At 50.7% G+C, this 13,018-nt stretch carries 8 protein-coding genes and 1 pseudogene; 6 read left to right on the top strand and 3 right to left on the bottom strand.

Translation table 11 applies throughout. The annotated features are described in order from the left end of the window. Positions 1-573 (top strand): FAD-dependent oxidoreductase (locus IGR76_10305; GenBank protein ID MBF2078887.1); only part of this gene is annotated, 573 nt, incomplete at its 5' end. Between the two features lie 97 nt (positions 574-670). On the opposite strand, the gene IGR76_10300 is transcribed toward IGR76_10305, so the two are convergent. After that, positions 671-835 carry a hypothetical protein gene (locus tag IGR76_10300; GenBank protein ID MBF2078886.1) on the bottom strand — a complete coding sequence of 55 codons (165 nt, stop codon included), beginning with the start codon at positions 833-835 and terminating at the stop codon, positions 671-673. Between the two features lie 170 nt (positions 836-1,005). Continuing rightward, entirely contained in the window at positions 1,006-4,251 is a 3,246-nt protein-coding gene (locus IGR76_10295) for a DEAD/DEAH box helicase (GenBank protein ID MBF2078885.1), read from the bottom strand. Positions 4,252-5,103: 852 nt separating this feature from the next. Between IGR76_10295 and IGR76_10290 the strand changes: the two genes are divergently transcribed. Next, complete coding sequence (locus IGR76_10290) at positions 5,104-6,969, top strand: ABC transporter ATP-binding protein (GenBank protein MBF2078884.1); 1,866 nt, start codon at positions 5,104-5,106, stop codon at positions 6,967-6,969. Between the two features lie 179 nt (positions 6,970-7,148). Next, positions 7,149-8,486, top strand: a complete 1,338-nt coding sequence (locus tag IGR76_10285) for a glycosyltransferase family 4 protein (protein MBF2078883.1) — start codon at positions 7,149-7,151, stop codon at positions 8,484-8,486. Between the two features lie 26 nt (positions 8,487-8,512). On the opposite strand, the gene IGR76_10280 is transcribed toward IGR76_10285, so the two are convergent. Next, positions 8,513-10,261 (bottom strand): sulfotransferase family 2 domain-containing protein, encoded by a 1,749-nt coding sequence (locus tag IGR76_10280; GenBank protein ID MBF2078882.1) that lies wholly within the window; start codon positions 10,259-10,261, stop codon positions 8,513-8,515. Positions 10,262-10,549: 288 nt separating this feature from the next. Between IGR76_10280 and IGR76_10275 the strand changes: the two genes are divergently transcribed. The 3 genes and pseudogenes from IGR76_10275 (at position 10,550) to tnpA (ending at position 12,996) form a co-directional block, all read left to right on the top strand. Next, positions 10,550-11,569 (top strand): sulfotransferase family 2 domain-containing protein, encoded by a 1,020-nt coding sequence (locus tag IGR76_10275; protein ID MBF2078881.1) that lies wholly within the window; start codon positions 10,550-10,552, stop codon positions 11,567-11,569. 180 nt (positions 11,570-11,749) lie between these two features. Continuing rightward, complete coding sequence (locus IGR76_10270; GenBank protein MBF2078880.1) at positions 11,750-12,502, top strand: sulfotransferase family 2 domain-containing protein; 753 nt, start codon at positions 11,750-11,752, stop codon at positions 12,500-12,502. Positions 12,503-12,678: 176 nt separating this feature from the next. After that, positions 12,679-12,996 (top strand): annotated as a pseudogene (tnpA, locus tag IGR76_10265) (IS200/IS605 family transposase). Positions 12,997-13,018: the final 22 nt, after the last annotated feature.

Genomic DNA, 13,018 nt, shown 5'->3' with positions numbered 1-13,018 from the left:
TGGTTTAAGAGCTTTGACGCTAATATTTCGGTACATCCCGCTTCAGAACTCTATATCCGCCATGCGGGAAACGTGATGGATGTTGTCGATCTCCTCAGTGGCGCAGAAATGTTGAAAGGTGGCGTCCCCAGCCATGAAGCCCTCGGCACCTTTGGCTATCATTTCGATGTGCGGGGTGGCATTGAAGGATTAGAGGATCGCACTATTTCCCTAGGTCTGGGTGTGGTCGATCATCTGCAACCCCCATTATTCAACATTGGCATTCGCCATACGCTGGTGCGATCGCTCTCCAATCTTGCGGTCATCAGCCCTGCGTCTGGATTTGATGGGTTTGCTAGCTCTGCCGGACGCATCGTGGAGTTTAACGTGGCGGTTGGGCAGGGGGTAGGTATTGCGATGGCTCTAGCGACCTTGGGCGATCGCCCCTTAAACCAAATGACGAACCAAGACGTCCGGAGTGTTCTAGCCGCAACTGGAAAACTAACCCGCAGTTATCCTATCACCTATGCTCAGGCATCCGCTCAACTGCTCGCCCTGGAAACGACGCTCACGGATAATGTTGCGATTGCCTAAGGATTGGGGATTTAATAACTCCGGATTCTTGGGTAGCGTAATGCATCACGTCTGGGGATTGATGCGTTACGGCGATCGCCCAATTCAACCCATCAGCCTAATAGTCACTATCTGCCACGCACATTCCTTGGCATTTGATGCCGTTGGTTGCGGTTCTGCGGCAGTGCCGACACAGGATGGGGGTAGCCTTGGCCTCGGATTGACCCGCATCATCCGCGTTAATAGGGGACGAATCTTTTTCGGTCGGAGATTCGAGAGTCATGAGGGTAACGAAATATTAAGCGCCTATTCTCTCTATTCTATAGTGCTAGCCATATCGGTTAGGACATTTTGGTGGGGCGGCTTCGCCGCCCCACCAAAATGTCCATGTCCTAAGCTAGCTGGCAACAGCTATACAGGTCAGTCTCGGTTGGGCTAAGGCGTCAACGCATCCTAACTGTCCTCATCGCTAAGAATGGCATCTCGATCCAGCAAGAGGAGCGATCGCAACTGGTCGGTATCCAGCTCCGCCAACCAGTTTTCGCCCGTGCCGACGATCTGTTCGGAAAGCTGTTTCTTGCTCTCAATAATTTCGTGGATGCGTTCCTCTAGGGTTCCCGTACAGACAAACTTGTGAACTTGCACATTCCGGGTTTGGCCAATGCGAAAGACCCGATCCGTGGCCTGATTTTCCACGGCTGGATTCCACCAGCGATCAAAGTGGAACACATGATTTGCCCGCGTGAGGTTGAGCCCGACGCCGCCCGCCTTAAGGGACAGGATAAAGATCCGGGGGCCTTGCGGATCGTTCTGGAACCGATCGACCATTGCTTCCCGCTGCTGTTTCGTCGTGCTGCCGTACAGGAACAGCACCTCTTGTTTAAAGGTTTCCGTGAGGTATGCCTGGAGGTGCTTTCCCCATTCCGCAAACTGGGTAAAGATCAAGGCGCGATCGCCCTCATCGAGCAATTCATCCAGCATTTCCCGCAGACGTTGTAACTTCCCAGACTGCTGATGCAGAGAAGGTTTACTTTTACTTGCACTGCGTCGTTTATCAGCTTTATCAGATTTTTCAGAGGCAAGCAGCACCGGATGGTTACACACCTGTTTGAGTTTAGTCAGAAGCGCTAGAATCATGCCGCGTTGCTGAATGCCTTCTGCGGATTCAATCTCCGCTAGGGACTGTTCCACCAGGGTTTGATAGAGGGTGGCTTGCTCTGGCGATAGACCGCAGAACACTGTCATTTCCTGCTTTTCGGGCAAATCTTGAATAATGGAGCGATCGGTTTTCAAACGCCGCAGGATAAAGGGCTGGACGAGCGATCGCAAACTTTTCAACGATGACGTATCCCCATACCGCTCAATCGGAATCGAAAATCGTCGCTGGAAAAAGTTGCGTGGCCCCAGATAGCCCGGATTCAAGAAGTCCATAATCGACCACAGTTCCGAGAGTCGGTTCTCTACGGGAGTTCCCGTTAGCGCGATGCGAAATTCGGTTTCTAACTCGCGCACCGCTTGGGATTGCTTGGCGTGGGCGTTTTTAATATTCTGCGCTTCGTCCAGCACAATGCCTTGCCAGGTTACCAGTTGAAGACTTTTCAGATCCCGGTAGGTGAGGGGATAGCTGGTAATCACCAAATCTACCTTTTTCGTGGCATCGGCAAAGGCTTTACCCTGGTTGCGGCGATCGCCATGATGCACTGCTGCCTTTAGATTCGGCGCAAAGCGGCGCACCTCCCGTTCCCAGTTGCCCAGTACCGACGTCGGACACACCAACAGCACCGGATTTTTCAGCAACTTTTGCTCCTTGAGGTGTTGTAGCATCGCAATGAGCTGAATCGTTTTGCCTAAGCCCATATCATCGGCAAGGCACGCCCCCAAGCCCCACTGCTGCAAGAAGGCCAGCCAGGACATGCCGCGAATCTGGTACGGGCGTAACTCTCCCTTAAAGGATTTGGGCGGATCGAGCGATTCCACCCCCTGATTACCTTGGGTGAGAGCGTTGAGGAGTTCCTGGAGTGCGCCCGCGGCTTCAAATTCCACCACGGGGAGTTTTTCAATGAGCTGTGTGTCTCCTGTACCAATCCGCAGGGCATCCTCCAAGGAGAGCGATCGCTGATCCTTGCGATTCTCAAAAAACGCCTGAGCCGCGCGAATATCCTGGGGACGCAGTTCTACCCACTCGCCGTTAATTTCCACCAGGGGCGTGTTCAAGGCCACCAGCCGATCAAATTCAGCTTTGGAAAGGCGTTGTCCCCCAATGGAGAGTTCCCATTTGAAGTTCAGCAAGCTTTGCAATCCCAAGCGCTGATTCTTGCCCGCCTTGGGTGGATCCAGCCGAACGCTCAAGCCCAAACGGTTTGCCCAACTTTGTTGACTGGCGAGACTGGGCGGCAGGATCACACCCAATCCGTTCTCTTGCAGTCGCCAGGTCACTACCTTTAAAAAGTCATACACCTGGTTCGGGTCGAGGGGACAGGATAGGGGTTGCCGCACCTGTAGGCTGGGTTCAATCACCGGATACAGGCGCGATGCCAGTCCTAGTCCAGCGAGGAGGGTTTCCTGGGGTTGGTCGATGGTGCGTCCCTTGTAGGTAAAACTATCCACCGCGTGCGCCCAGATGATATCGGCAGGAACTACAAATTCCGGATCGTTCACGGCCTGGAGGCAGTAGGCCAGCGTCCATTGCTGACTGCCCACCTCTGGAGTGTGCAGAATAAATCCGGTGCGGAAGGCAGCAGTTTGCTGGGTGAGTTGGTGCTGGATGGGAGCCAGCCAAACGTTGAGGGTGGTGTCCAGGCTTTCGAGGGCGTCCGGAGCAGCGGCTAGAACGGGCAAATTGCAGGCTTCGATGAGGACGTTGATGGGGGATGACCCGCTGACTGAGCCATTCCCTGGCGCAGATGATAGCAGGTCAAGGATTCCCGATTTTTTCCGCAGGGCTTGCAGCCACTCCCGCAGAGGAAGCTCTTTGGGAAACTGGGTCGCGGGTAGGGGGTGGGTGCTAATGGCTGCCCGAACCTGGGCATCAACGGTATCTTGCAGGAAGTTGAGCAGTAGATTTGTCGTTGCAATCTGAGTGCGATCGCCCGCTTCGGATTCGTAAGCATTATCGTCTGGAACATCAGATGGTTCTGCCGCCTCGGTTAATTCTCCCTGGGGAGGCTGGTACGCGATGCACACCCTCGGCATCTGAGTAGTAAACCGCGCCAGTCGTTCCTGATCGGTGGCGCTGTCTAGAATCACCTGCCATCGGGAAAAGCGGGTATCGGGCGATCGTTCCAGCAGTTCTGGCAAAAACTTAGATCGGGCGAGGAGATCCAGACTCCAGCGGGCGGCATGGGACCAAAATCGTAAATCTCCCCCAACAAAGGACTCACGGGTGGTTTGCGGACCCAGCGGCAGCGTGTAGAGAAACTGGATGGCATCGAGGGGGGGCAAACACAAACCGCTGACAAGCCATGGGTGAGACCTGGGTTCAGACTTGCCTGTACCCTCCTCGTCTGGAAACTTCGACACTACTTCCGAGTGCTGAGGTAGGGTCAACTCTCCCCGGTCTGTAGAAACGGTGTGGGTGGGAAGCCAGAGGGAGAGCGATCGCCCATAGACTGTTAGCAATTCATCGTTATTCAGACGTTCCCAATTGAGGCGACTGGGATAGAGCGATCGCAAAAAGCGCTCCAATTCCTCTAGGGTCATCGCAAAGGGATGATCGGTGGAGTTGTTCAGGTTTTCCGAATCCAGTCGTCGCCAGGTTTCCCCCCAAAGGAAGAACCAGCCTGTGGACTGGGGAGCCGCGATCGCCTCAAGGTTTGAGGAATCCTTAGAATCCTGCTGCAAACCTGTTGTATCGCTGCTGTGAAGGCTAGCCCTGCCGAATAACTCTTCAGCATAGGACGAATGAACCCAGCTACCGTGTAGTATTGCCATGCGTATCCGTGCGCCTAACGCCAAAAAAGAACGCCATATCGTGGCTAATGCTAACTGAAGCTGTCCGCTTCTAAGCATTACCGTCCACTCTACCCCTCCAGTCCCCGATCGAGAGGTCGCAGCGCTCATTAGTTAAATCTTAGTCCCATCCAACCGGATATAACCGATTGCGATCGCCCTCTGATCCTCAAAACCTTCGGAAGATCTCTTCAAGGCGATCGCCCGCTTCCGGATCGGGTGATTATCAATTTCTATGGGTCAAGTCGCCAATATTGCCAAAAATCATCCATCTGGAGGAGTGCATTTATCGCAGAGAGAGACACCTTGGCTGATCCTGCCTCAACCCGCGTCTGTAGGACTTGCAGAAAGAAAAAAAATCCGGCAAATGACTTACCGGATCGTGTGAACATCTACCATCATCAGATTCCATTATAGACGCTTTTTATTCAGTGAAAACACTGCGTTGAAGATATTCATACTTGAAAGCCCTCACCCACCTAGGTTCCTCAGGAGAAACACGTAAAATCTCGGATTTGCAATTTAATATTTTCTTAAGATTTTGCGATCGCTATACATTGGATAGTGTCTATCCAATTCGTTTATTCCGAATGAGGCGATAGGATGCGATTGAAACCTCCAACGAACCAATTCCGCTCTAGGTCTGCAATTCAGGCATCAATAGGTTCAAGCCAAGGGCGATCGCCCCTGGATGTCAATGCCCCACCGTTACGTCGTTTACTCGCCTACAGCCGTCCCTACCGTCGTCAAGTTTGGATGGCTTCGGCCTGCTCAATTCTTAATAAATTGTTTGATTTAGCACCTCCGGCCTTGATCGGGATGGCGGTGGATGTGGTGGTGCAGCAGCAAGATTCGCTGATCGCCCGTCTTGGCATTACCAGCATTGCGGGACAGCTTACGGTGCTGACCATTTTGACATTGATCGTGTGGGCGCTGGAGTCGATTTTTGAATACGCCTACGCTTGGCTGTGGCGAAATTTGGCGCAAACGATTCAACACGACCTCCGCCTTGATGCCTACGCCCATCTGCAAGATCTGGAAATGTCCTACTTCGAGGCACGTAGCACGGGGGGGCTGATGTCGATTCTGAACGATGACATTAACCAACTTGAACGATTTCTCGACGGTGGTGCAAATGAGATTTTGCAGGTGATTACCACCGTGATTGTGATTGGGGGTGTCTTTTTCTACCTGGCTCCGGGGGTTGCCTGGATGTCGATGCTGCCGATGCCGTTTATTATCTGGGGATCGATCGCCTTTCAAAAACGCCTTGCCCCCCTCTATGCCGACGTGCGCGATAAGGTGAGCTGGTTAAATAGCCGCTTATCGAATAACTTGAGCGGTATTACGACGATTAAGAGCTTTGTAACGGAAACCTACGAAATTCAGCGCGTGACCGATGATAGTGAAGCCTACCGCCGCAGCAACCGACGGGCGATCGCCGTTAGTGCAGCCTTTACGCCGCTGATTCGGATCGTCATCTTGTTGGGGTTTACAGGAACCTTATTCTACGGGGGCTTGGCGGCGGCATCGGGTAGCTTGGCGGTCGGCAGCTACAGTGTCATGGTGTTTTTGACCCAGCGACTCCTCTGGCCGCTGACCCGGTTGGGCGAAACCCTCGACCAGTACCAGCGAGCCATGGCTTCCACCACTCGCGTGATGAATTTGCTGGATACGCCGATCGCCATCCATCCGGGGCATCGTGCCTTACCCATCGCGAATGTTCAAGGAGATATTTGGTTTCGTGACGTTACCTTTGCCTATCCTGAGCGATCGCCCGTCTTGCGCAATCTGACCCTCCACATTCCCGCCGGAAAAACTACCGCCATTGTTGGCTCAACCGGATCGGGCAAAAGTACCCTCGTTAAACTGCTCCTGCGGCTGTACGAAATTGACGGGGGCAGCATTAGTCTGGACGGAATCGAACTCCGCGATTTGGATTTGTATGACCTCCGCCGCGCCATTGGCCTGGTCAGTCAAGATGTCTTCCTGTTTCACGGCAGCGTCGCCGAAAATATTCGCTACGGCACACCCAACGCTTCTCCAGAAGACGTGATCCGCGCTGCTCGCCTTGCCGAAGCCCATGAGTTTATCGAGCAACTGCCCCAAGGATACGACACGATCGTGGGGGAACGGGGACAGCGGTTATCAGGCGGACAACGGCAACGACTGGCGATCGCCCGTGCCATTTTGAAAGATCCGCCAATCCTGATTTTGGATGAAGCCACATCGGCAGTCGATAACGAAACCGAAGCCGCCATTCAGCGATCGCTCGAAAAAATTACCCAAAATCGGACAACGGTGGCGATCGCCCATCGTCTGTCCACGATTCGCAATGCCGACTGCATTTACGTGATGGAGCAGGGTCGGCTGATTGAAATGGGACGTCATGAAGATCTGCTCAATCAACACGGGGTCTACGCTGGACTCTGGCGTGTCCAAATGGGAATGCGGGAGGAATCCGTTTAGGAGGATTCCATGAGTTGACATTACCCCAGTAATACGCGATTCTCTACACAGCTTGTTGAGCGACACGCCTATGCTTCTAGTAGTCGGGAAAAACAAGCCGATTCAGGCGTGTTTGCTCTACTATTAACTGTTGCTCACTCCATAGTAATTACCAACCTCAAGCAAGGATTTTCGAACCCATGAGTATTAAGGGCACTCGCGTTCTCGTTGATGGCTACAACATTCAAATGGCGCAAGGTACGGGCATTAAAACCTATGGGTTGACCCTGATTAACGCCCTTCAAGGCTTAGGTGCTGACGTGAGTGTGCTTTTTGGACGCCCTGCCCCTGAAACTCAGAATCCGATTTTGGATGAGGTTCTCTTTTTTGATACCGATGAGATTCTCCTCAAACTCCTCGAAAAGCCACGTCCTATTCGGATTCTAAACATTCTGGCTGATCTGCTTTCCACCCTAGGTGGTACGACCTATAGCGCTACTCCCATTAATACGAAAGCAGGCGTTGTTTATAATGCGCCGATTCAGGGAAGTTTAATTGGCGCTCTCCTAAACTTGGTAGAAACAACTAACTTTCTCAACATTCCAGACTGCTACTCACGCGCTAATGCGTTATTCAAATTATTTGGCACAAACGCCAAGGTAACTGTACCCGAAAAATTTGATATCTTCCATGCCACCTACACCATTCCAGTAGAGGTCAAAGGCACGAAAAAGATTACAACGATTCACGACTTAATCCCGCTACGTTTACCGTCTACAACACTAGACAATAAAAAGATCTTTTATAAGATGGTTGAAAAGTCTATTAAAGAATCGGCAGCAATTATAACGGTATCCGAGAATTCAAGGCAGGATATTCTTAAAATCTTTGATACTGATCCCCAAAAGATTTTTGTTACCTATCAGCCTGTAAATCCAACTCCCTCCACTGCGTCTGAAGAAGGGCTTGAAGGATCACTCAAAAAATTCCGCCTTAGCCCTCAAGAATACATCTTATTTGTAGGAGCGATTGAACCGAAGAAAAATGTCGGGCGGTTGATTGATGCCTATGCCCAACTCGATACCAATTTAAAGCTGGTCATCGTGGGCAAGAGAGGCTGGATGTGGGAAGACGAAATTGGCAAGATCGATCAAATCTTTAGCAAACAAAAAGCGTTGAAACAGACGCGCCTGCTGGATTACGTCAGCTATGGCGATTTGAAAAATCTGTACGCAGGTGCTTTCTGTTTTTGCTTCCCATCCCTTTATGAAGGATTTGGTCTGCCCCCCCTGGAAGCGATGGCGCATGGCTGTCCTGTAATCACGTCCAACATTTCATCCTTGCCTGAGGTCTGTGGAGATGCCGCCCTTTACGTCAATCCCTACGATGAGCAAGACATCGGAGCCAAACTTTCCATGCTGATTAACGAGCCTGCTCGCCGCGCCGCGATGATTGAGAAGGGCTACGAGCAAGTTAAAAAGTTTGACGTTGCCAATTATCAGCAGCGTTTGAGCCAAGTTTACGAATCGGTGTTGTGAGTAGCCGTTCAGACCATATTTTTCTCCTAGGAGCTAGATTTGCGCAGCACTTTTTTATATTCCTCGCGGAAGGCTTTCAAATCTGGTGTCTTGAAGGCGATCGCTGGAAGATCAAGCTGAATTGTGAATACAACAAATACTGGATTGGCATAGACTGGGTTCCAAGATGTGTTGACTTTATCTAACAACGCGAGGGGCAAGGACTCCAGCATTCCCTTATGGATCACTATCCACTCTGCACCAATCTCGGTTGTTGTTTCCGAGATTAAGCGATATGGCAATATCTGGTTAGGCAGTACCTCCGCAAAATCCAATGGGGCGATCGCCTTCTCCGTAGGTCTGATGTGCGATCGCAGCCACTGGGCAACCTCAAACCAAGCTGCATCCTCGCCGGGAAACAGCATGCAACGATAGCCCGGATCACCCAACTCAGCCTTCGGAAAAAGGCTAATCCAATCCAACGCTACCCCGACCGAACGCCGATCCGGGTTAGAGGCATCTAGGGAATGGAGCGATCGCGTTTCTTTGACTGAAAACATTAGCCGCGTAAAGGGTGCATCCGGTTGGATGGCATCTGCTGGAATTTGTCCTTCGAATAGCACCAGATAAATGCCAGGACGAATCTCGCGGCACAGTTGGGTCAGCGGAATGGAGCGATCGCCCACCCTAAGCTGCACACTGTCCAACACCTCCTCCGAAATCGCGCCCACAATCCGCAGTTTCAGAGTGAAATCTTGTCCTGCCGCTAAGGGTAAGTCCAGCGTAGTCTCCGTTTCTGGCCCTGTCCAACGAAACAGGGTTTGCTCTTCAATACTCCCCTCCCGAAGTTGCCAGCCCGTTCCGGCGATCGCCTGGTCAAACTTCAAGTCAATCACAGTTTGCCGGGGACGATTTAGCGCCTGAGTGCGATCGCGATAATGCTGCTCCAGTTGGGCATACAGATCGGTTCCCCCGTATCGTTCCTGAAGATCCTGCTGCATGGCCTCATAGCGCTGTTCAAACTCTGCTGCTGCGTAGTCGTAAAAGGCCAGATCAAGCTGATGAATCTCCTGCAAAATCTCCACCGTTTTGGCAGACAGTCCCTTAGTGTAGTTTGGATTGGGCGCAACCATCAACCGCTGGTATTGCCGAATCGGGTTCCAGCCAAAGGTGTAGCTCAGTAACGCCATCGAATCGGCAAACCGTTCCACGCACCCAAACCAAACCAGCGTTGCCAGCCGATCCTTTGCGGTAGCCAACACTGCTTCCTGCGCCCACGGGGATTGATCGAAGGTTGAACGGGCGATCGCCTTCACCTGCCAATTTTGAATCCAGGCCTGGACAAACGAACTGGCAAAAAAAGCAGCTAAGTCATCCCGATTCGCCCGCTGATAAATTTCAATATCACCCTCTACCAAGTTCGCTACATGGAGATGGGATTCGGCTAACGCTGTCCGGTAACTATAATGCCGCTCCAGCCAGTCATTAGGCTGATTTCGCATGAAGTTGTAGTACGAACATGCCCGATCAATTGGGTTGCGAAACATTGAAATAAAAACCGGATTAGAAGCCAGTTTCAGATAATCATCGTAGGTGTAGTGCCCTCGCAGCAGTTGACATGCAGATACTTGATCCGGCGGCAACCAAACCAACTCGCGCCAAAGCTGAGCCGGACAAATGCGATCAACCGGGAAGTGGGCATCGAGCAGGGAGATTAGCGTCGTTCCGGCCGTCTTCGGAATGTGGACAAAGCAAAGCTGCTCTCCAGCCTGAAGCTTGTGCTCAAGTTGAATCATAGGGCTTTAGGTTTTATGCCATTGCATATTATGTCATGCTATAGCAATCGTTATCTTGACTGAACAAACCCGCCGCTTGTTCAAGCCTCTAAGGAAGTAAATCACGACCCTATGCTCAAACGTCTCACTTTTAACCTTCAGCGTGTCGCCGCTAAATTAAAGCCTGTATCCCCTGACTTCATTGCTGATGCAGGCTCTAGCACCCCATCAAACTCAGGCTCCCAAAAAGGGAACAAACGTCAACCAAATGTCAAAGTCTCGAAATCCAGACCCAAGAGCCTTCTAGACATGGGGCGCTTTGCTGATGGCACTCCCCTGACGGATGAGTCTCTGAAGGAATGGCGAAAAATCCCAAACGCCCTAAAAATCTCAAAGAACCTAGAACGGCTAGAAGAACTGGTCATTCCTTGGGAGCGGGTCAAGAAGCTGAGCAAAACGCTAAAACTCGACGAGCCGGAGGATCCAGCCGATGCTCACAAAGCCGCGATTGGGGGGCTATCTAAACCGCCAACGGTCAAAGGGAAAAAGGCGATCTTGCTGTTCACCCATATTCCCAAAGTAGGGGGCACAACCCTAGAGTACTTGCTCAGCAAGAACTACAGAATTAATCGCACGCTTCATCTTAACGGCCCCGAACTCGAAGCTAGACCCTACTTATTGTTTAAGCACTCCATGCTACCCGACGTTATCATGGGGCATTATCGCGTCCCTTCGATCTTGTATCAACTGATCGATCGCCCCATTCTCCACATTACGCTTCTGCGCGAACCGGTTGGCCGCATTATTTCCTATTACGACTATCTACACACGGCGTACACCCATACCTATTATCCCCTCGTCAGCAAGATGACACTGGCAGAATTTGTGCAGTCTGGGGAATTCGTGGAAATCGAGAACGCCCAGTCGCTCCGATTCACGGGGCACTTGCGGCAGCGGAGTCTTGGTTTTTCCAAATATGATCCGGAGGAAACCCTGGCTGGAGCCAAAGCCATCCTGCGCGATCGCATGTCTGTGTTTGGCTTAACCGAGCAGTACACAAAATTCCTGATTATGCTGCAACGGTTACTAAAGTGGCAGGATATTTACTACGTTCGCCAGAATATTTCCAGGCAAAAGACCAGCCGCGACTCGATTGATCCTGCCGTGATGCAGATCATTCAGGAGCGAAATGCCATTGACATTGCCCTGTATACCTATGCTAAGGAACTGTTTGAGGAGCGCTGTAGTGAACTTGGCATCACTCAAGAAGACGTAGAGAAGTTTGAAGCAGGTAATAAAGCCTACCAAGATATCCTGATTGATGTATAAAATAGGTCGCTGGATGGGGGCGATCGCTCCCATGATAAAATCAGCAGGTGCAAAACGCAGATAGAATCTAAGTTTATAGGCAGTTAAGCTTCTTAGGAACCGTTGGAAACTCGTGAGAATGAGGACTCATAGGAACGGCAGTAGAGCATTTTAGGATTACGGGTAGTTGAGGAGGTATTTGTGAGCGATACGATGTATATTTTTGCGCATATCCCCAAAACAGGCGGCACCACAATCCGCAAGCATTTTGAGAACAATCTAAGTCCATACGAGTTTGTCCACTTGGCCAAAGCTAGTGATCAACGGATCGAACGACGCAATCAGAAAGAACTGGCAAAAGAGATGACCGATGCTCCTGACCTCATAACTCCTTTTGCCAAACGGACGAAGGAAGAGCGTCAGCAAGTGCGCGTTGTTCTCGGACATCAAGTTAATGCTGAAACCTACAAGCTGTTTCCCAATAAAACCTGTAAATCCATTGTCTTTTTGCGTGAACCAGTGTCTTGGATGGTTTCCTCCTACAACTGGAAGATGAATGTACGTCGCCAAGAAGAAAAGGATATTCTAGACTTTGATGAGTGGTACAGAAACGTCAAGAAACGAAGAAGTCAGTTAGTCTGGCTTGTGAAAAAATATGGTGGATTTAAGCAGTTTCACCACATGTCTGCTGAACGCAAGCTAAAAACGGCCAATGACCTTTTATCGAAGTTTGATGTCGTTTCTCTAACGGAACGGATTAATACCGACTGCCCTATTATTTTTAAAAAAATTGGTGTTCCTGAAGAGTTTGAATCGGCTAACGTTGCAGGACAGCGCCACGCCAAAATCCTTTCCCCTAATGACGAATTGCGAGAAAAGTTGGCAAAGCCACTGGAACTCGACATCAAGCTCTATGAAACGTGGAAAGCAAAAATGCCTGTTTTTAATTTATAACCTGTAGGATTAATATATCTCTTATTATCCAAGGAAAATCTGCTTGCAATAAGGATATGTATTGTGAGTCATTGTGCCAATGTAATGCAATGATGCCAAACAGAATAAAAAGCAATGTGTCCTTCTTCAATCCCTGCGGGTCGATTCCCCGCCGCTCTGCGGCGTAAAATGCCAGGATGAGTGAGTACATCCATAAAAGCCATAACGTTACCGTTTTGCTCTACCACTTAGTGTTTCCAGCGAAGTATCGACGGGCTGTATTTGACGAACAGGTTGATGCAGTCCTACGAGAAGTATGCCTAGAAATCGAGAAGCGCTATGAGATTAAGTTCATTGAGATCGGTGTGGATAAAGACCATGTGCACCTTCTGGTGCAGTCAGTACCAACCTACAGCGTGACAAAGCTAGTCACCATGATCAAGAGTCTGACAGCACGAGAGGTGTTTAGGCGATGTCCTGAGCTCGACTTTATCCAATTGATCCAAAAAGGAAAGCAGCAAGCAGAATTCAGATGAG

Origin of the sequence: Synechococcales cyanobacterium T60_A2020_003 (genome assembly GCA_015272205.1) — a bacterium.
Lineage (GTDB): Bacteria > Cyanobacteriota > Cyanobacteriia > RECH01 > RECH01 > JACYMB01.
The sequence above is the reverse complement of the archived record's forward strand: the minus strand, read 5'-3'. Positions and strand labels throughout refer to the sequence as shown.

What these genes read in the sequence shown, in the direction of transcription:
- IGR76_10290 (MBF2078884.1), top strand. Translation starts at nt 5,104, where the DNA reads ATGCGATTGAAACCTCCAACGAACCAATTCCGCTCTAGGTCTGCAATT.
- IGR76_10275 (MBF2078881.1), top strand. Translation starts at nt 10,550, where the DNA reads ATGGGGCGCTTTGCTGATGGCACTCCCCTGACGGATGAGTCTCTGAAG.
- IGR76_10295 (MBF2078885.1), bottom strand. Translation starts at nt 4,251, where the DNA reads ATGACCCTAGAGGAATTGGAGCGCTTTTTGCGATCGCTCTATCCCAGT.
- IGR76_10285 (MBF2078883.1), top strand. Translation starts at nt 7,149, where the DNA reads ATGAGTATTAAGGGCACTCGCGTTCTCGTTGATGGCTACAACATTCAA.
- IGR76_10300 (MBF2078886.1), bottom strand. Translation starts at nt 835, where the DNA reads ATGACTCTCGAATCTCCGACCGAAAAAGATTCGTCCCCTATTAACGCG.
- IGR76_10280 (MBF2078882.1), bottom strand. Translation starts at nt 10,261, where the DNA reads ATGATTCAACTTGAGCACAAGCTTCAGGCTGGAGAGCAGCTTTGCTTT.